Origin of the sequence: Lactococcus sp. S64 (assembly GCF_016516525.1) — a bacterium.
In the GTDB taxonomy this organism is placed as follows: Bacteria; Bacillota; Bacilli; order Lactobacillales; family Streptococcaceae; genus Lactococcus; species Lactococcus lactis.
Window position 1 is genome coordinate 224,205 of the sequence record NZ_JACVUQ010000002.1, and the last position, 19,811, is coordinate 244,015.

Here is a 19,811-nt window from a genome sequence, read left to right on the forward strand (position 1 = left end):
ATCAGTTTTCTAAATTTACTGACAGAATTTTCGGTCAGTAATTTCTAAGTTTTATCTTATGATTCTTTATTATGACTGATTAAATCAGTGAGACGGTCTTCAAAAGTTTTTGTTGCATCAAAGCCCATTTGCTTAGCTCTAAAATTCATAACCGCAGCTTCAACAATTACTGACACATTCCGCCCAGTTTTTACAGGAATGCGGGTTTGTGGGACTTCAACATCAGAAAATTCAACAATAGTCGGTGCATTTCCCAAACGGTCAAAAGCTTTTTCCTTATCGTAGTATTCTAAATATATAGCCATATCAATATCCGTTGAATCTTTAACAGCACCAGCACCAAAAAGACTCATCACGTCAATAATCCCAACGCCACGAATTTCAATCATATTGCGCAAAATTTCTGCGGGTTCCCCAGAAAGTGTGAATGCATCCCGTTGAAAAACATCTACACGGTCATCAGCAACTAATCGGTGGCCACGTTTGACTAACTCAAGACCAGTTTCTGATTTACCAATCCCACTAGCCCCTTGAATAAGAACGCCGACCCCAAAAATATCCATCAAAACACCATGAACAGTCGTTCTTTCAGCTAAACGTTCATCAAGAAATGAGGTCAATACTGAGTTCAATCGGCTGGTTGCTTCACGTGATTGAAGTAAAACAATGTCAGACTTTTTAGCTGCTGCCACCATTTCACTAGGAATTTCTAAATTACGTGCAACAATAACAACCGGTGTTTCTTTGGCCATGACTTTTTTCAAGAGGTCATAACGATTATCTCCAACTACAGTCATCATGTATGACCATTCTTTCATCCCAAAAAGTTGAATTCGTTCGGGTGTGAAATAATCAAAATACCCAGCCATTTCTAAACCTGGGCGCATAATTTCTGAAGTTGTAATTTCTTTTTGTAATGCTGTTTCTGTTGAGTAAATCACATGAAAATGAATTTTGTCAAGTAAATCTTGAACTGAAACCGCCATTGTAAGTCTCCCCTATTATTTCATAAATAAGAACAACTGACAGAGAATATTTTTTCGTCATAAAACTTTGTCAGTACTTTTATAATAAAAATTGTGATAAAAATCACATTTTCATATCACGTATAAATTTATCCAAGCGATAAGCAAGGAAGATTCGGCGTACTAAAAGAAAGCCGAAAAACGTGGCTAAAAACCACGAAGCAGATAGGAAGGACCAGCTGAAAATCCAAGCTTCAAGTACCGTTCCAATCATAAAAGAATAAAATCGTTGTTTAGGCATGCCTCTATTATGACATTTTTAAGCCAGAAATGTCAATGGATTGTGTTGAATAATCCTTAATAAAAAAAGCTTTTTATTTTCTAAAAAGCTTTTCAATTTGATGATTTATTTAGCAAAGAATTTGATAATTAAAAAGATAAGTCCAGCATCAACCAATAGTCCCACATACCATGAGAAATTGAAATACCATTTTCTAGTTTTATGATGACAGAGATGCCCAGCCAAAATTGCTCCAATCCCTCCACCTAAAAGTGCTTGTGCAAGTAAAACTTTTTCAGGAATTCTCCACAGATGATGTTTGGCCTTGTACTTATCTACCGCATAAAAAACAAAAACAATAAGATTCCAAACTGCTAATAAAACTAATAAATAAAGAATCATTTTTCTCCCTTCACATCTATACTAAATATCATTAGATTTTAAATTCTTTCATTTTCTCAACTCGAAGAGCCCCTTTTTGACCACTAAAAGTCCAACGTTGTTTAAACGCCCGTCTTTCCTGAGTATTTCCCGCAATAATTTGACCAGAATTAACAGAAACAAGGTAGTCAATAGCTACAAAATAGAGGTCAACTTCAAATTGATTATCTTTTACTTCTTTATAACGCGTGATTCCATCCAAAACCACACTACGCGTGTGATTAATTTGACCTTTGTCACTCATCTTTTGGAGAATTTTTTCATGTTTTTCATATAAATTATCACCATAAGATTCGGACAAAGCTCGTAAGTCATGTTTATCCCAAGCATCTTGAACTTTTAGAAAAATTGCTTCTATTTCTGCTTCCAAAGCTGAATTATTTAATGTCTTTTCTTGAAAATAACCTCTTTTTTTAAAGGGAAGTTTAACTCTATTTCTTATAAAATAAAATCCGAGACCGGCAAGCACAATCAGCCATTTCCAAATCCTTCCTCTATTATACCTGCTCCCCATTCTAGATGTCCTAGAATTAAAAGTATAGCTATTAGAACCAGTATTACTATAATGGCTGTTAGTATTTCCACCTCCAAAATTACCGCCAGTTCTTGTACTTCTATTTCCTCCCCCCCGAAATCCTCATGCTGTTGCAAAAGCATGAGGTGTGACTAAAACTAAGCCACTGACGAGCAATAAAATAACCACTTTCTTCATCATTTGATTCAAAAATTATTTCCTTTTCTTTGTCACTGATTTTATTATATATATTTTGTTATTATACCCTATTTCCCTTTTTATTTGAAACATCTGTTAAATTGCTACTTTTAGTGGAGTCTATTAAAAGAGTGTGATATAATTACCTCATGAAAAAACTCATGAATCTTTTTAAGTCTGAAACTGTTAGATATCTCATTTTCGGAGTCCTAGCAACAGCAGTCTATGCCTTTGTCAAATGGTTAACTTGGCAAGCTTGGCATTCTGGCTGGGGTTCAGAAACTGCCGCTCAAGCTTCAAGTATTATTTTTGCATTTTTTACCAATAAACTTTTTGTTTTCAAACATGAATCATCAAACTTATTACGTGATTTCATCAATTTTACTTCAGGACGAATTGTTCTTTTACTCCTATCCATCTTTATTAACTGGTGGTTCATTGACCAACATCCTGATATTTTGATGAATCTTTTTGGACTTTCTAAAAATAATATGGTTGCTGCTCTTAACCTCGTCGTTCAAGTTTTAATTATTGTTATTAACTATCTTTATTCAAAATTCTTTGTCTTCAAAAAAGATAAAAATTTAACAGAATAACTAATTTTTTACTGATAGAAAATTACTGACAAGATGAAAAAAATACTGACAGAAAATCTGTCAGTATTTTTTTCATTTTTATCAGTTTTCTTATTTTCTAATTTCCTTGATGAATTCAACAATTTCACCACGTCGTGTTTCAATCTTACCAACTTTTGTTTTTTGATAAACAGCATTTAATATGGCACCAATAATCAAAACGCGGGCGATGAAAATAAACCAAATCATCAGTGCAAAGACGACCAATGACCCAATCAATTTCAAGTCATCTAATCGTTGAAGAGCAAAGCTAACATATTTTGCAATCCAGTTGGTTAGAAAAACAAGAACAAAGGTTGAAAATATTGTTCCAGGCATGGTGTATCTCAATTTTCTTATTTTAACATTTGGTAGGATAAAATAAAGCATCATCAAAGATAAAAAGGTCGCTACAGCAATCGCTGGTAAAGTCATATTGTGTAACGTTCGGTAGAGATGATCATCAAAAGGAAATAAGCGATGAACTTGTTCAAGAATTAATTGTCCAAAAGTAGAGAGAACAATTGAAAAGTAAAGAAAGAGTAAAATCGCAAATCCGGCAGCTAAACCGATAATTCGACTGACAATAAAATCTCGATGATTAAAGACTTCATAAGCTTTATTCATTGACATTTGTAGAGCAGATAAGGCTCTTGAAAAGGTCCAAAAGCCTGCCAAAACAGAGAGTGAAAGTAGGCCTGTATTTCTTTGATTTAAGAGATTATTAATGACTGGTTCAATTCCTTTGTAAACATCACTTGGGAGTTGCTCAGACAAAAAACTCAATAAAGCTGTTGTATTGATATGTAAGAAGGGTAAAATATTTCCAACAATCAATCCTAGAGGAAAGATTGCAAGTAAAAGGTAATAGGCAACAGCAATTGAAGACAGACTCATTTCTGAACTTTTGAAAAAAGTCATAAAAGTTGTCGTTAGCTCAGCAATTTTTTGTATAACTTTTTTCATCTTTCCTCTCATCTGTTTTTCCTTTTACTTCTTAATAAGTCCGTTCTTCGCCTTGAGAAGTCAAAATCACAGGACCATCTTTAGTGATAACAAACTGGTGTTCGTATTGACATGATAAACTTCCGTCAAGTGTAACGTAACCACGTTCACCATCATGGTCAATTTCCCAACCCCCAGTGTTAATCATTGGTTCAATGGTTAAGACCATTCCTTCGCGTAAACGAAGTCCACGTCCAGCACGTCCGTAGTGGGGCACCATTGGTTCTTCATGCATTGTTGGTCCAACGCCATGTCCTACAAGGTCACGAACGACACCATAGCCACGACTTTCAGCGTATTCTTGAATAGCTGCCCCAATATCACCAATACGGTTGCCTACTTTGGCTTGTTCAATTCCAAGATAGAGACATTCGCGGGTCACATCCATCAAGTTTTTTACTTCGTCAGAAACTTGGCCTACAGCATAAGCCCAGCAAGAGTCAGCAACGCCACCGCGGAATTCTTCTTGATATTTAACCATTGATTCAGCATCGTCAAAATTAAGTTTTGAAACATCAACAGAACCATCTTCAACCAACCCGAGAACCATGTCAACCTTAATCAAATCACCATCTTTAAGAATTTGATGACGTGGAAATGCGTGAGCCACTTCATCATTCAAACAGCAGCAAGTAGCATAAGGGAATGGATTATAATTTCCTTCATCCACTCCGATTTGTAAAGGTAAAACATTTTTTTCTTTACAAACTTTGCGGACATATTCTTCAATTTCCCACATGTCAATCCCTGGTTTAATCAACTCACGAAGCCCAATGTGGATATCTGCCAAAATTTTGCTACTACGTTCCATTTGCTCGATTTCACGTTGCGATTTTAATGTAATCAATTTATTCTTTCCTTCTAAAGTTCTGAGAAAAACTCAGTTCTTTTTATTTAAATTAATGTTTTGAAGTGACTCATACTTCATCGAAAAATAAATTTTCATTTACTGGGGTTACTGAATCCTTATAAGATAGTATTTATGACTTTATCTATAAGAATTTTCTTCGACAATCATGAGCCTTTTCAAAATTACTTTGAATGCTAATTCAACTGAACAGATTTTTTTGTAATCCAAAACAGTCTATTTAGTATAAATACACTTTATTTTACCATAAATTTCCCTATAACTAGGTGTTTTTTATATAAATTGGCAGTAAAACTTCATCTACCAATTCATTAATTTGCTTATCATTCATGGATTGACCTTCAAGGAGCATATGATGACGGGTCATCTGGAAAGGTAAAAGCTTAGCTGTTTGCCCAATTTTTTCACGCGCTTCCCCTCTTTCCTGAGCCCTTGCAAGCAAGCGTTCCATAATAATCAGATTACTTGGAAGGACATTGCCAACGGTCGATTCAAGAACATTTTTTCCTTGTGACTGCATAAATGAAACGAAGGCCAGAAATCCTTTGGGATAGAGTTTAAAATTCTCTCTCATAAAGGTTAAAAGTTCAATTAAATCTTGCCGCAAGCTCCCACTGTTAATTTCTTGGTCTATCACATTTCCTCGCCACTCAGGATTTTGTGAAATATTGAAACGGACAGCTTCAAAAATTAAGTCAAAAACATCATCCCAATAACGATAAAGTACGCTTCGTGTGGTTTTGGCTTCTTTTGCGACATTTTGAAAGGTTACTTTTTCGTAGCCTTCATTTTCTAAAATATGAACTGCCGCTTTATAAATTGCTTTCTTAAGTTCATCCCCTCTTCTTCGAGAATGATTAGGTGATTTTTTTTCTTTTTCTTCAAACATAAGAGACCTCGTGTTTCTTAATTCTATTATAACATCATCTTTATCTAATACCAACAAATCAAATTAGATACAAAAAGAATCTTATTATTGACAAAACTTATTCTTAGGTTTATAATAATTTTGTATTTAAGATACAAATTGTATGTTATTTTTAAATTATAATTCCTAAGTTTTAATAACTTAGTTTTCGCTCAGACGAAAGAAAGGATTAACATGGCAAAATCAAAAAAGAATGAAAAAGAAAAATTGCCAAAGGAATTGACGCGAAATGCTTGGATTTTAGTCATTGGTGCTATTGCTCCAATGCTTGATTCAACCATGGTCAATATCGCAATCAACAAACTTCAAAGTGACTTACATACTTCACTAGACATGATTCAGTGGGCAATTACAGGCTACGTTCTTGCACTTGCTGTAGCCGTCCCTGTCTGTGGTTATGTTGTCAATCACATTGATGGAAAAAAAGTAATGCAGTGGTCACTCCTTAGTTTTGGACTTTTTAGCTTTTTATCTGGAATTGCTTGGAATATTGATAGTTTTATCATTTTCCGAGCTGTTCAAGGATTTTCAGCTGGTTTTATCACTTTACTGATGACAACCCTGCTAATGCAAATTACGCCTCCAGATAAACTTGGTCAATTAATGGCTGTTGTCTCAACTCCTATTATTCTTGGACCAATTATCGGGCCAGTACTTGGTGGTGCAATTGTATCTGGAGCAAATTGGCACTGGATTTTCTATGTTAATATTCCGGTTGTAATTATTGCAGTCCTCCTTAATCATTTTTATCTAAGTTCTTTCAAACCTTTCAACCCTAAAGCTAAACTAGATTGGTTTGGAACACTCCTTTTGGCTGGCGGTTCTGTGGGATTAATTTACGGAATGATGAAGGGTTCAACTAATGCTAAAAATTTTTTCAATAGTCAAATGATTACTTTTGTCATCATTGGCTTAGCCTTGTTTGTTATTTACGGAATTTATAATCGCATTCGCAAAAATAATACTGTTCTTCCACTCAGATTTTTCAAATCTAAAAACTTCACTGCAGCGAATATTGGAATCTTTTTAGCTGGAATTGCTTCTAATGGACCTATGCTTTTACTGCCACTTTTCTTTCAAAATACAAAAGGCTTTACAGCCGTTGAAGCAGGTCTAATGTTGATTCCCCAAGGGATTGGTATGATGGTGACTCGACCTTTGATTGGGAAGATGATTGACCGTATGGGAGCTCGTCCTGTAGTACTTGTTTCCCTGGCTATTTCCCTTCTTGGAACAATTCCTTTCATTTTTGTTCACGAAAATACAAATTTGATTTGGTTGGGATTGGTTTTATTTGTTCGTGGAATGGGAATTGGTGGTTTGCAAATGCCAATGATGACTGATATTTTCATTGGTTTAGACAAACAAGATATCCCTGGTGCATCAGTAGGACAAAGAATCATTCAAAACGTTGGTTCATCTTTTGGTTCAGCCGTCATCTCGGCAGTTGTGACGGCGGTTGTGACGTCTGAAATTGCTGGACAGATGACAACTAAACTACATCAATTAGCGGCGATGCACACCAATTTAACACCGACTGTCATTGCAAGAGCAAAAACTTCTGTTGAAAAAGCAGTCACGCTTAATGGTTATCAACTTGGCTTTCTTGTCTCTTCGATTGTTTTAATTGTGATTGCTATTCCAGCCATGTTCCTTTCACAAAAGAAGGTCAACAAATAAAATTCGTAGTTTTTAGCTTTGATTTCACTTGTTTTTTGATATAATTGAATTGAATTATCTCAATAATAGATAGATGAACTTTAATCAATTAACTGAGCTTGGAGCGCTAAATTGTATGGCTCCTTGCATCTTATAGGAGAGTGAACAAATGCCATTAGCAAAAATTGTATATGCAAGTATGACAGGAAATACTGAAGCTTGTGCCGATATTGTCGCTGATAAACTTGAAGAATTAGGTTTTGAAGTAGAACTTGACGAATGTTCTTCTGTTGATGCCGATGAGATGGCTGATGCTGATCTTTGTATCGTTGGAACTTACACTTACGGTGACGGTGAATTACCTGACGAAATTGTCGATTTTTATGAAGAATTAGCTGAGGTTGATTTATCTGGTAAAATTTACGGTTGTTTCGGGTCAGGTGATACTTTCTATGATGACTTCTGTATCTGTGTCGATATGTTTGAAGCGCAATTTGAAAAAACTGGCGCAACAAAAGGAGCTGAACTTGTTCGTGTTGACTTGTCTCCTGAAGATGAAGACGAAGCTCATCTCGAAGCCTTTGCGGAAACTTTGGCGGCTCACTTTAACTGATTGAGTTAAGATATGTGATAAGAATTACTGACAAAGACGGAAAAATAAATATAAATGCAAAAAAATTACTGACGGAGGTTCTGTCAGTAATTTTTTTGTCTACCAATTTGATATTCGGTTGTTTGGACTGATTTGTCAGTAATTTTATAATGAAAACATCAAAATTCCAGCTGCTACAGCCACATTTAAAGATTCTGCTTGTCCTGGCATGTCAATATGAACGAGTTTGTCAGCAGCTTTAACGGCTTCGTCAGAGACTCCGGCCCCTTCATTTCCCATAATCAATGCGAAGTGTGGTTCATTGATTATTTTATAAGACACAGAATTTGCTGACAGCGTGGTCGTCAATATTGAAATGCCTGCTTTTTTAAGTTGAGCAAAACAATCTTCTTTAGCCATTCGTACAAGAGGCAAATGAAAATTTGAGCCTTGCATAGACCGCATGACCTTTGGACTGTAAATATCTGCGGTTTCTCCAAGTAATATAACAGCCGAAAATCCAGCCGCATCAGCTGTTCTAATCATTGTCCCTACATTTCCTGGGTCTTGTACGTTTTCTAAAAGTAAAAATTTTGCTGCTGAAAAATCAATGACTTCTTCAATTTTTGTCACTTCAGCAATCAGTCCTTGTGGACTTTCGCTGTCAGCTAAAGATTTCAACACTTCTTTACTGACCAGATTTACAGATAAGTCTGTCAGTGATTTTTCAGACCCAATCATTTCTGTCAGTTTAGTCAGTTTATTTTCTTCAACAAAAATTTGCTTTATTGAACGACCAGCTTTCAGCGCTTCCTCCAACAAATGAAAGCCTTCGATGAGATATGAATTTTTGCGGTATTTTTTTGTCAGCAATTTTCTTGCTTCTTTAATTTTTTTATTATCTTTTGAACTGATGATTTCCATTCTCCAATTATATCATAGCCAGTAAGGCGAAACAAAGTTTTACATTGCCAGTATCCCATTGCATTGATAATCAAATGAAGTGTAAGATAGCTGTCGCCACTTTACTGGCTTACAGATATGCTAGTTCTTTCATCTAAAAAGGATAATTTCCCACTAAGTGATTGTGACTTATGAAAAACATAGATCCCTTTGGTTTGGACAGCAAAGCATAAGCAGTGAAACTTTTATCAGATTTTTGTCAATCTTGCTGGTGCTTATGTTATAATAAAAGAAAACGTTTTAATTATTATCATTTCAACAACATAAAGCTAGGAGGTCTTAAGATGTTCAAAGTAAAAATGATTGTTTCTGGGCGCGTTCAGGGTGTCGGATTTCGTTATTTTGTTATCATAAGTGCGCGTGAACTGGGCATTTTAGGGCGTGTTTGGAATAATGATGACGGTACAGTTGAAATTCTCGCGCAAACAGAGGACGAAAAAAAATTAGAAGAATTCACTGCCATTGTTCGTGGGGAAAAATCAAGTAAAGGACGTCTTTCACCCTTTGCTAAAGTCACTGATGTCAAATCAAGCCCTGCAAATTTTCCTGATTTCACTGACTTCAATATCAAATATTAGAAATTAAAAAATACTGACAAAAAGCTTGTCAGTTCAATGCGACTGAAACGAGCATTGAAGCGGCAGATAAGAAAAATTACTGACGGAAATTCCGTCAGTAATTTTTTACATTTACATTTTATTCTTTATCAGCAAGTTTATCCACAAATTCCAAAACGGTCAGTAAATTTCGCTTATCAATATGATAGGAAACAGCAGCTTTGACCGCAGGTTTTGCACAAAAGGCAATCCCAATACCAGCTGTATTTAACATTGGAATATCATTTGCGCCATCACCTACAGCAATAACCTCAGATAAATTCAACTTATTTTCATTTGCCCATTGTTTGAGCCTATCAACTTTGAAATCTTTATCCACAACTGTCCCATGAGTTTTTCCAGTCAAATGGCCATTTTCCACAGACAAACGATTTGCAAAAACATAATCTATTTTTAAATCTCTTGCGATTTTATCCACTATTTCATGAAAACCACCAGAAACAAGGCCAACTTTCCAGCCTTTCGCATGCAAAGTTTCAATTAATCCCGTTGCACCCTTAGTTAAATGAATTTCTTTGTAAACATCGTCAAAAATAGTTGTGGGCAAACCAGAAAGCAAAGCCACCCTTTCTCTCAAAGATTCCTTAAAATCAATTTCGCCAGACATGGCGGCAGCCGTAATTTCTGAAATCTTATCACCCATACCCGCTTTTTCCCCTAAGAGATCAATGACCTCTTCTTCAATCAATGTGCTATCCACATCCATCACAAGTAATCCTTTTGCAGCCATTTTCTTCCTTTTCTATTCGTTTTTTAAACTAAACTCTGATTTTCAATTAAGCGAACACGAATAATATTATCAGCAGCCTCAAAACGTGAAACTAAAGCCGCCAACTTTCCTTCATCTTTTTCATCCAAGTCAAGTAAAGTATAGGCATAATCTCCTTGACCACGATTAACAATATTAGCAATATTAATATTTTCTGCTGCCACCGCAAGTGAAATTTGAGCCACAACATTAGGCACATTTTTATTGATTAAGGTCACACGATAAGGCGTATTCAACTCTTGCAAAACACGTGGAAAATTGACTGAATTAATAATTTCGCCAGTTTTCAAATAAGTTTGAACAGAATCCAGAGCCATTCTTGTGCAATTTAAACTGGCTTCCGCCGTTGAACCACCTAAATGAGGAGTTAAAAAAACTTGTGGATGATGATAAAATTTTTCAGAACCAAAATCCGTTCCAAAAAAGCGGACAATTCCCTCATCAATCGCTTTAAGCACTGCTTCTTTATCCGTAATCTCATCTCGTGCATAATTGAGCAAAATCACTCCCTTTTTACACTTAGATAAATTTTTCCAATTGAGCATTTTCGTCGTTTCATCCGTCGCTGGCGTATGAACCGTGATATAATCTGCCTTCTCAAAAATCTCAGCCAAATCATTCACTCTTTTAACATGATGTGACAAGTTCCAAGCGTGCTCAATTGAAAGATAAGGGTCATAACCAATAACTTTCATTCCTAAACGCTGTGCATCATTGGCAACTTTTGAACCAATATTCCCAAGGCCAATTACCCCTAAAGTTTTTCCTGAAATTTCAGAACCAGAAAACGCCTTTTTCCCATGTTCAACCGCCCCATCAATAGTATTATCATCGCCTTTTTGACCAGTCAACCATTTGTTTGCTGGTTTTAAATTACGCGTTCCAAAAATCATCATTGACAAAACTAATTCTTTAACCGCATTGGCATTCCCACCAGGCGCATTAAAGACTACAATCCCTTTACTGGCACACTTTTCTATCGGAATATTATTAAAACCAGCACCAGCACGTCCAATCGCCAAAAGCGCTTTGGAAAATTCATAATCGTGGAAAGGCTGAGCCCGACAAATAAATGCGTCAGATTCAGCTTCTGACACTTGATTAACAAGAAAGCCTTCGCCAATTTCATCTAATGCGATTTGGTCGATATTATTTCCAATTGTTTTGATATGATAAGTCATTTATATCCCTCTTCAAATTCTTTCATAAATTTCACTAATTCAACAACCCCCTCTAAAGGAAAAGCGTTGTAAATACTTGCTCTCATTCCTCCCACGGAACGATGACCTTTGAGTGATTTGAAACCTTTTTCTTCAGCTTTTTGGGTGAATAGCTCATCCAATTCTTGGCTTGGACTTGTAAAAACAACATTGCAAATCGACCGCTCATCTTTATTTTTGATTGGGTTCTGATAAAAGTCAGATTGGTCAATTAAATCATACAACAATTGAGCTTTTCTCTGATTCATTTCTTCGAGTTTTTTTACGCCACCTTGCGCTTTTACCCATTTGAAAACCAGCCCGGCCACATAAATAGCAAAAGTCGGTGGGGTATTGTACATCGACCCATTTTCAACCAAAATCTTATAATCCATCATTGATGAGAGGCTTTCAGCTTCATTTAGTAAGTCTTCACGAATAATGACAATGGTTAAACCAGCAATACCTAAATTTTTCTGAGCTCCAGCGTAAATTAAGCCAAATTTACTCACATCATAATCAACCGCCAAAATATTTGAACTCATATCAGCAACCAAAGGAAGGCTTGCAAACTCAGGCAAATTTTCAGGAAAAATACTTGTTCCTTCAATCGTATTATTCGTTGTCAAATGGAGATATGCCCCATTTTTTTCATCAATTTTAGATTTATCAATTTTCAATAGATGATTATAATTATCTTTTTTAGTTGAGCCCAAACTAATCGGTATTAAATCAAGGAAATGACTCAATTTCACCGCTTCATCATAAGCCTTTTCACCAAAGGCGCCCGAAATATTGTAATAAGCCTTTTTGCCAATTGCCAAATTCATTGGAACCATTGAAAATTGACTGGAAGCTCCCCCTTGTAAAAACAAAATTTTATAGTTTTGAGGAATTGACATCAAATCACGCAAATCGTTCTCAGCCTCATCAATTACTTTTTGGAAAGCCTTGGAGCGATGCGAAATTTCCATCACTGACATACCACTTTTTTCAAAGTCTAACAGTTCTTCTTGAACCTTCTTCAAGACTTCCTTTGGAAGTACACTGGGTCCTGCGCCAAAATTATAAATCATCGATTTCACTTCCTCAAATTATTTATTAATCACTATTATAGTATAATTTTCTGATAATTCAAATATAAAAAAATACTGTTCGACAAAAAAGCACAGTCAACTGTGTTTTTCTATCTTAACAGTAATTTACCAATTTAATAAATCAAGTAAGAGCATGTTCCATTCAACCTCTTTGGCATAGAAAATATTCCCACCATTAGAGTAGAGTTTTCCTTTATTATAAATCAATGAATCCAGAGTCAAATGATAATAAGTTTCACCCGTTGTATTTCCTAAACTTGGCGCAACGACATCACGAGAATAATCCTTAGAAAGAGCGATAGTGTTCTTTCCACCATGAGCAGCTATGTAATCAACATAGGCCTTCCCATAGTTATAAGCCTGAACTCCTGCCCAAGCGTCGACCTTTTTTTGTGAAGCATATTCTAAAACTTTTGACAAATTAGAAATACCTTGTTTAATACTTTCTTGTTCTGTTGAGAAAGTATTTGTTGTGCCATTCAAGCTTTCACTTGATTGCATAATATCAACTTGTTTTCCTTTAGTTTCTGTATAAATAATTGCCAAAGCCAACTTTGTATCACCACTCAAGCCTTGTGCTTTAAGGCTTTTTTCGACCTCTGCCTCATAAGACATTACGTGTTTCACATTTTCATGCATACGGTAAACATAAAAACCACTGAATACAAGAAGTATCAGTACTATTAATCCAATTAATTTTTTAAACATTTCACTTACCTAAATTTTCTGACTGCTCTTATTCTTTACTAGCACATATCATTATTTTTTTGCAGTCATTTTTTATATAAGTTCTATTATAACACTTCTCTTTTAAATTTAGCTTAACATTAAAAAATTAGACAAATTTTCTTTGTCTAATTTTTTGATATTATAAGGGAAATTGACGAGTCAGTTCTAAAGCTGCTTTCCTAACTTCCGCAAGTTTTTCTTGATTATCGTGATTAACCAAAGCTTCTGAAACCAATTGTGCAACTTTTTTCGCTTCAACTTCTTTAAATCCTCTTGATGTAATTGCTGCTGCTCCAATTCGCACCCCTGAAGTTTTAAATGGTGATAATGTTTCATCAGGAATTGCTTCTTTATTGAGTGTGATGTGAACACTATCCAATAAATCTTGAGCTTCTTTCCCATTAATTCCTAAGTCTAAAACTTTAAGATTAAGCAAATGATTATCTGAACCACCAGCTATCAATCGTAAGCCTTCCACTTTAGCAAATTCCTCAGCCATTGCTTGCGTATTTTTAATAACTTGTTCAATATAGGTTGTGAATTCTGGGTCAAGTGCTTCTTTAAAAGCTACTGCTTTTGCTGCAATGACATGTTCTAAAGGCCCACCTTGAGTTCCAGGGAAGATTGCAGAGTTAATTTTCTTGGCCAAAGCTTCATCGTTAGTCAAAATCATTCCACCACGAGGGCCACGGAGTGTCTTATGAGTTGTTGTTGTAACGACATCAGCATAAGGAAGTGGATTAGGATGCGCACCAGTCGCTACCAATCCAGCAATATGTGCCATATCAACCATTAATTTTGCTCCAACACTATCAGCGATTTCACGGAACTTAGCAAAATCAATCAGGCGTGAATAGGCAGAAGCGCCAGCAACAATCAGTTTAGGTTGAACTTCTTTAGCAATTTTTAAAATTTCATCATAATCTAAAAGCTCAGTTTCAGAATTAACTCCATAAGGAACAAAATGATAAGTTTTTCCTGAAAAATTGACTGAAGCCCCATGAGTCAAGTGACCGCCAGCATTTAAATCCATTCCTAAGACTGTGTCTCCAGGTTGAATTAATGCCATATAAGCTGCCGCATTGGCTTGAGAACCTGAATGAGGTTGAACATTGGCAAATTTTGCACCGAAAAGTTCTTTTGCTCGTTCAATAGCCAAATTTTCTACAACATCAACCGCTTCTGTTCCGCCATAATAACGTTTCCCAGGATAACCTTCGGCATATTTATTTGTCAAAACAGAACCTTGTGCTGCCATAACTGCTTTTGAAACAATATTTTCTGAAGCAATTAATTCAATATTTTGTTGCTGACGAATTTCCTCAGCATGAATGGCTGCCCACAATTCTGGGTCAAAACTTTCAAAATCTTCTTTATCAAAAATCATTGGTTCTCCTTGTATGTCTTTTGGGATATTTTAAAAAATATAAGTAGAATTTTATAGTCATTGGCGCTATAAACTTAATCAGTTAATTTTAGTTTACTTTCGCAAGCAAACTTTCAACTCTAAAACTATTATATCGGCTAAAGGCTCTTTTTTGAAATAAGTTGGCTTGTAAATCTCATCATTGCCAAAGAATGTTCGGAAATTTTTAGATTACTTTTTTCAGCTTATTTTATTCAATTTGACCAAGTTCAGGAACTTTTTTAAGTAATTCTTCTTTAGTAACAGCCCCTTGACGCAGTAATTTTGGTTTTTCTTGCGTCAAATCGATGATTGTTGTATCTAGTCCATAGATGCTATCATCTTGAACAGCGACTGCGGCATTTTCTAAAATTTCAGGACTTAAATCGGCAAAGAAACTTGGACTTTTAGAACCACTTAAATTGGCAGAAGGTCCGACCAAAACACCGACTTCTTTGATAATTTTTTGAGTTACTGCAATATTTGGCATTCTAAAACCAACAGTACTTTTTCCAATATGAATCCATTCAGGAACATCTTTAGATGCCTCTAAAATAATGGTTAAAGGGCCAGGAAGAAAGGCTTCCACAATTTTTTGGAGATAAACTGGTTGATTGATTGAATATTTTAAAATATCTTCAAAGCTTGAAATATTCATATTTAAAGCTTTTTCTGTTGGACGTCCTTTAACTGAATAGAGTTTTTGGACTGCTTCTTCATTCATCGCATCTGCAAAGAGACCGTAAACTGTTTCTGTCGGTAAAATAGCTAACTGACCAGATTTTAGTGCTTTGATAGCTCTAGCTGATAAGCGGTTTTTATTATTATTCTCTTTTTCTGACTGCTTGTCTAGTTCTTTTTGTAATGTTTTTGCTTCAATAAAAAGATTTTCTCTAATATTTTTCAAATCATCGGGTACTTTGTAGGGACGACGAAAGAGAAAACCAATAATACCATAAAATCCACCTTCGACTTTTTCAAGTTCGTTAGCAAAATTATTGAGTCCCCCTTGCACAAACTTCAAATTTTCTTTAGCTTGGTCTATCTTGTTTGACTCAACCAAAGTTTTGATATCTTTTAATTGCACTTGCAAAAAAGAGGACATTGTTCGTAAATCATTTTCAACTTTCATTTTAACTTCTTTCTTAAATATATTTTATCTTTTAACTGAACTTTTCCTTCAAAAATAGGATGATCATAATTATCAAGAAAATAATTGGAAATTTTATGAGTAATTGTGAAGCCGCATTTTTCATAGAAAGCTACATTGTTTGAAACATCATCTGTTCCAAGAATTAGCTCATCAGCTGCTAAATTTTCTTTCAAATATGTGATGAGTTGTTTCATCATTTGCTGACCGAATCCTTGTCCTTGAAAACTAGTTTCTACCGCGAAATTCTCAATTTCAAAAGTATTTTTTTGTTTTTTTATGACTACAGCACAGGCAACGGTCTTGCCATTTTTTAATGACAGAGTAAACAAATCACCATTTTCCAGATAATTTTCTAAATGTGGTCCATCATCAGCTAATAATAATATTGGTAAAAAATCTTCTTTTTGCTGAAATACTTGTTCAAAAATTAAAGAATTCATTTTTCTCCTTAAATATAGCAACAGTAGCTTTTATCATTTGACACTAATCATTCGATCTTTTCCAAATATATCCTGATGAATACTAACAAGCTTGTCAGTAAATTTTTCTTGAAAAATAGCTTGCACAGCTTGCCCTTGCTTATAGCCGATTTCCAAATAAATTTTTCCATTATCAGTCAGATGATTGACCGCTTGGTCAGCAATTTTTTGATAAATTGCTAATCCCTGATTTTTCGCAAAAAGCGCTAAATCAGGTTCATATTTAATGACAGAATTATCCATTTCGTAAGTTTCATCAAAAGCAATATATGGCGGATTAGAAACGATAATATCAAAGCTGTCAGTAATTTTATCTAGTACATCTGATTGAATGAATTCCAAATTAGCCTGATTTATTTCAGCATTTTCAGCTGCTAAAGTTAGTGCCTCTTTAGAAATATCAGAAGCTTTTACTGACCAATTTTCACGCGCATGAGCAAGAGAAATGGCAATCGCTCCTGACCCCGTTCCAATATCTAAAATTTTGAGGGAATCATTCTCATTTTCAGCCAAAATCATTTCCACTAATTCTTCAGTTTCCGGACGAGGAATTAAAACACGCTCATCGACCTTCAATTTCAAATCACGGAATTCTGCCCAACCCACTATATATTGTGGAGGCTCATTTTGATGAAGACGTTTTGACACTTCTGTCAGTAATTTTAATTCTTGGTCAGTAATTTTTTCTCGCATTAAATTCAACCAAGATAATTTATCAAGTTCATGTAAATTTCGCCAGACAAATTCCAACTCAAAAGGGTCTTCTAAATCTGCTGACAAAGTTCGCACAGCTTCAATCCAAAGCATTTTTCTTTTTCTACTTTCCAATATTAATTATTTTTCTAATATCTTTTTAAATTACTCTTCCAAGTATAGCAAAAAAGCCCAATAAAATCAGGCTTAATCAACTTTTCAGTTTAATGTAAATCCTTGCTTTTTCAAAAATTTGGCAACATCCTCACGCCGTGGATTTGTCAGAAAATTGCTCATTTCCTGCGTCCAATCAGTAGACTTTTGATGATGACTCCGATTGGCATAATAAGCTGAAGTTTGTTCATTATAAGCCTGTAAATTCCTTACTGCCACATGATTATAAGCATTAACTGACAAAATATTTGCTCTTGGTAAACGTGGTTTAACTTCATTTCGTGTTTTTGGTATCCCAATTGTAAGACCAAAAAGTGGAACAGTCAATTCTGGTAAATCCAGTAAATCTGCCACTTTAGCAATATCATTACGAATCCCACCAATATAACAAATTCCAAGCCCCATAGATTCTGCAGCTATCGCCATATTCTGTGCAGCAATTGTAGTATCAACAATGGCAACCGTCAACGCTTCCATATTCTGGAGAGCCTTCACATCTTTATTTTCTGTCCGTAAAATCTGAGCTTGTCGATACCAGTCAGCCACAAATATATAAAAAACACCTGTTTGATTCACATAATCATCTGAACCTGATATCTTAGCCAGTTCACGACGTAAATCATTATCCGCTATCTCAATGATTGAATAAGCTTGTAGAAAATTAGATGAAGCTCCAGACTGTGCAGCTTTTAGCAACAACTCCTTGACATCAGCTGACAAAGGTTCTGCTTTAAAATCACGAACTGATGCGTGGAGCAACATTTTTTCAATCGTTGGATTCATGATTGTTTCATCATTCATCAAAATAAGTTCCTCACTACTAATAATTTTTATAAGTAATCATTATTTTACAAGATTCTCTACTAAATAAGAGGTGAAATTCGAGTTAAAAGATAAGCACATAAAGGGATTTTTACTTCTTGAGCTGGAAAAAGCAAAGCATACTGCTTTCGATTTTGATTCGTTTCGGAAACCAACTCTTCTAAAGTTCCAAGTTTTGCTCCAAGTTCTGAGAAAGATTGACGTAAAGGATTTTTACTATATTTTCCCAATTCAGACAAAGGTAAACTTTTCTTGGTCCGACTCCAGTCTTCATCTTTTTTTACTTCTTGCCAAAGTCGACAATATTGCTTTTCTTTATAATTTTCAATTGACATCCGAGTTCTTTGCGCTCGGTGCAAATGCTTAGAAAGAGACTCCATCTTTTCAGCAACTACCCAAACATCTCCATTTTCACCCCTGCAATAAAGTAAATCAAAAGATAAATCAAAGCCTTTGACCTTAAAAATAGTCACATCTGTTGAAACATTATTCACCTTTTTCGAAGTTTGCATTTTCCTATTTTCATGTCCCACTTCTCGAATAACAAAATCTTCAAATTCAAAATCCATTATTTATTTAATTCTTCTAATTTTTTAGTTTGGTCATAGACAATCAAAGCATCAATCACTTCATCCATTTTCCCAGATAAAATACTATCCAACTTTTGTAAAGTCAAGCCAATCCGGTGATCAGTCACACGGTTTTGTGGGAAATTGTAAGTTCTAATCCGCTCAGAACGATCCCCAGTTCCGACAGTTGATTTACGTTCTGCATTTTGCTTATCCAATTCAATTTGTTGATAGTAATCAAAGACTTTTGTATTCAACAATTTAATAGCTTTATCCCGATTTTTTTGTTGCGTCCGTTCTTCTTGCATTTCCACTTTAATCCCAGTTGGTAAATGGACCATACGTACCGCAGTAGCAACCTTATTGACATTCTGTCCACCAGCACCAGAGGCATGGTAAATATCCACACGTAAATCTTTTTGGTCGATTGTCATCTCAAATTCTTCAACCTCAGGCATAACAAGAACAGTAGCCGTTGATGTATGGACCCGCCCTTGTGTTTCGGTTACAGGAACACGCTGTACTCGGTGAGCACCAGATTCATATTTCAATTTTGAATAAACAGATGGACCAGAAATTAAAGCTGAAACCTCTTTATACCCACCAATTCCGGTGATGTTTGCTTCCATAATTTCAAACTTCCAACCTTGTGATTCAGAAAAATGTTGGTACATATTCAACAAATCACCAGCAAAAAGTGCAGCTTCATCACCACCAGCAGCTCCACGAATTTCTAAAATAATATTTTTTCCATCATTTGGGTCTTTTGGTAAAAGCAAGATTTTGATTTCTTCTTCCAAAAGCTCTTTTTGTGATTTTGCTGATGAAAGTTCTTCTTTGAGCATTTCTTTCATGTCATCATCAAGTCCACCTTCGCCAAGCATTTCTTCACTATCAGAAATTGTTTCAAGAACTTTTTTGTATTCATTATAAGTCGCTACTTTATCACGTAAATCTGCTTCTTCACGCGATAATTCCATAAAACGCTTTGTATCCGAAACCACCTCAGGGTCAGACAATAACTCACCCAATTCTTCATATCTTCCAACTATTGATTCTAACTGATCAAACATTTCTC

General features: G+C 35.2%; 23 protein-coding genes. 4 read left to right on the plus strand and 19 right to left on the minus strand.

Annotation, left to right across the window (positions count from 1 at the left end; all coding sequences use genetic code 11):
• Positions 1-56: 56 nt before the first annotated feature.
• The 4 genes from hprK to IAE51_RS03470 all read right to left on the minus strand — a co-directional run bounded on the left by hprK (position 57) and on the right by IAE51_RS03470 (position 2,200).
• A complete protein-coding gene (hprK, locus tag IAE51_RS03455; RefSeq protein ID WP_003129528.1) occupies positions 57-986 on the minus strand; it encodes an HPr(Ser) kinase/phosphatase in 930 nt (309 codons plus the stop codon).
• 103 nt (positions 987-1,089) lie between these two features.
• Positions 1,090-1,266, minus strand: coding sequence for a DUF3272 family protein (locus IAE51_RS03460; protein WP_010905464.1), 177 nt, complete (start codon positions 1,264-1,266; stop codon positions 1,090-1,092).
• A 105-nt stretch (positions 1,267-1,371) separates the two neighbouring features.
• On the minus strand, positions 1,372-1,647 hold the full coding sequence (locus IAE51_RS03465; RefSeq protein WP_200094745.1) for a DUF1294 domain-containing protein: 276 nt from the start codon (positions 1,645-1,647) through the stop codon (positions 1,372-1,374).
• A gap of 31 nt (positions 1,648-1,678) precedes the next feature.
• Positions 1,679-2,200 (minus strand): TIM44-like domain-containing protein, encoded by a 522-nt coding sequence (locus tag IAE51_RS03470; protein ID WP_233611020.1) that lies wholly within the window; start codon positions 2,198-2,200, stop codon positions 1,679-1,681.
• A 347-nt stretch (positions 2,201-2,547) separates the two neighbouring features.
• Between IAE51_RS03470 and IAE51_RS03475 the strand changes: the two genes are divergently transcribed.
• The gene (locus IAE51_RS03475; protein ID WP_003129522.1) at positions 2,548-2,994 is read left to right on the plus strand and encodes a GtrA family protein; all 447 of its coding nucleotides are present in this window, start codon (positions 2,548-2,550) and stop codon (positions 2,992-2,994) included.
• Positions 2,995-3,084: 90 nt separating this feature from the next.
• On the opposite strand, the gene IAE51_RS03480 is transcribed toward IAE51_RS03475, so the two are convergent.
• The 3 genes from IAE51_RS03480 to IAE51_RS03490 all read right to left on the minus strand — a co-directional run bounded on the left by IAE51_RS03480 (position 3,085) and on the right by IAE51_RS03490 (position 5,774).
• Positions 3,085-3,978, minus strand: a complete 894-nt coding sequence (locus IAE51_RS03480) for a YihY/virulence factor BrkB family protein (protein ID WP_010905463.1) — start codon at positions 3,976-3,978, stop codon at positions 3,085-3,087.
• 31 nt (positions 3,979-4,009) lie between these two features.
• The gene (locus IAE51_RS03485) at positions 4,010-4,864 is read right to left on the minus strand and encodes a methionyl aminopeptidase (protein WP_003129519.1); all 855 of its coding nucleotides are present in this window, start codon (positions 4,862-4,864) and stop codon (positions 4,010-4,012) included.
• A 283-nt stretch (positions 4,865-5,147) separates the two neighbouring features.
• Complete coding sequence (locus IAE51_RS03490) at positions 5,148-5,774, minus strand: TetR/AcrR family transcriptional regulator (protein ID WP_200094747.1); 627 nt, start codon at positions 5,772-5,774, stop codon at positions 5,148-5,150.
• A 213-nt stretch (positions 5,775-5,987) separates the two neighbouring features.
• On the opposite strand from IAE51_RS03490, the gene IAE51_RS03495 reads away from it, so the two are divergent.
• On the plus strand, positions 5,988-7,493 hold the full coding sequence (locus IAE51_RS03495; protein WP_098396264.1) for an MDR family MFS transporter: 1,506 nt from the start codon (positions 5,988-5,990) through the stop codon (positions 7,491-7,493).
• A 148-nt stretch (positions 7,494-7,641) separates the two neighbouring features.
• Positions 7,642-8,085, plus strand: coding sequence for a flavodoxin (locus tag IAE51_RS03500; RefSeq protein ID WP_003129515.1), 444 nt, complete (start codon positions 7,642-7,644; stop codon positions 8,083-8,085).
• Positions 8,086-8,229: 144 nt separating this feature from the next.
• On the opposite strand, the gene IAE51_RS03505 is transcribed toward IAE51_RS03500, so the two are convergent.
• Positions 8,230-8,988, minus strand: a complete 759-nt coding sequence (locus tag IAE51_RS03505) for an RNA methyltransferase (RefSeq protein ID WP_058203209.1) — start codon at positions 8,986-8,988, stop codon at positions 8,230-8,232.
• Between the two features lie 323 nt (positions 8,989-9,311).
• Between IAE51_RS03505 and IAE51_RS03510 the strand changes: the two genes are divergently transcribed.
• The gene (locus IAE51_RS03510) at positions 9,312-9,605 is read left to right on the plus strand and encodes an acylphosphatase (RefSeq protein WP_003129511.1); all 294 of its coding nucleotides are present in this window, start codon (positions 9,312-9,314) and stop codon (positions 9,603-9,605) included.
• A 118-nt stretch (positions 9,606-9,723) separates the two neighbouring features.
• Here IAE51_RS03510 and serB read toward each other — a convergent pair whose 3' ends face one another.
• The 11 genes from serB to prfA form a co-directional block, all read right to left on the minus strand.
• Positions 9,724-10,374, minus strand: coding sequence for a phosphoserine phosphatase SerB (gene serB, locus IAE51_RS03515; protein ID WP_010905459.1), 651 nt, complete (start codon positions 10,372-10,374; stop codon positions 9,724-9,726).
• Positions 10,375-10,397: 23 nt separating this feature from the next.
• Positions 10,398-11,594, minus strand: a complete 1,197-nt coding sequence (locus tag IAE51_RS03520; protein WP_017864199.1) for a phosphoglycerate dehydrogenase — start codon at positions 11,592-11,594, stop codon at positions 10,398-10,400.
• The gene (gene serC / locus IAE51_RS03525) at positions 11,591-12,688 is read right to left on the minus strand and encodes a phosphoserine transaminase (protein ID WP_021723139.1); all 1,098 of its coding nucleotides are present in this window, start codon (positions 12,686-12,688) and stop codon (positions 11,591-11,593) included. The genes IAE51_RS03520 and serC overlap by 4 nt, the downstream gene beginning before the upstream one ends.
• 126 nt (positions 12,689-12,814) lie before the next feature.
• Positions 12,815-13,417 (minus strand): lysozyme family protein, encoded by a 603-nt coding sequence (locus IAE51_RS03530; RefSeq protein WP_023163835.1) that lies wholly within the window; start codon positions 13,415-13,417, stop codon positions 12,815-12,817.
• Positions 13,418-13,577: 160 nt separating this feature from the next.
• A complete protein-coding gene (glyA, locus tag IAE51_RS03535) occupies positions 13,578-14,825 on the minus strand; it encodes a serine hydroxymethyltransferase (protein WP_021723141.1) in 1,248 nt (415 codons plus the stop codon).
• Positions 14,826-15,054: 229 nt separating this feature from the next.
• The gene (locus IAE51_RS03540; protein ID WP_026138870.1) at positions 15,055-15,639 is read right to left on the minus strand and encodes an L-threonylcarbamoyladenylate synthase; all 585 of its coding nucleotides are present in this window, start codon (positions 15,637-15,639) and stop codon (positions 15,055-15,057) included.
• 332 nt (positions 15,640-15,971) lie between these two features.
• Positions 15,972-16,436, minus strand: a complete 465-nt coding sequence (locus tag IAE51_RS03545; RefSeq protein WP_012897311.1) for a GNAT family N-acetyltransferase — start codon at positions 16,434-16,436, stop codon at positions 15,972-15,974.
• A 33-nt stretch (positions 16,437-16,469) separates the two neighbouring features.
• Complete coding sequence (prmC, locus tag IAE51_RS03550) at positions 16,470-17,282, minus strand: peptide chain release factor N(5)-glutamine methyltransferase (protein WP_017864195.1); 813 nt, start codon at positions 17,280-17,282, stop codon at positions 16,470-16,472.
• A gap of 105 nt (positions 17,283-17,387) precedes the next feature.
• Positions 17,388-18,143, minus strand: a complete 756-nt coding sequence (gene nfsA / locus IAE51_RS03555; protein ID WP_080735897.1) for an oxygen-insensitive NADPH nitroreductase — start codon at positions 18,141-18,143, stop codon at positions 17,388-17,390.
• Between the two features lie 62 nt (positions 18,144-18,205).
• Positions 18,206-18,733: a hypothetical protein gene (locus IAE51_RS03560; protein WP_012897309.1), complete on the minus strand. Its 528-nt coding sequence runs from the start codon at positions 18,731-18,733 to the stop codon at positions 18,206-18,208.
• Positions 18,733-19,806, minus strand: a complete 1,074-nt coding sequence (gene prfA / locus IAE51_RS03565; RefSeq protein WP_003129495.1) for a peptide chain release factor 1 — start codon at positions 19,804-19,806, stop codon at positions 18,733-18,735. Before prfA ends, IAE51_RS03560 begins: the two co-directional genes overlap by 1 nt.
• Positions 19,807-19,811: the final 5 nt, after the last annotated feature.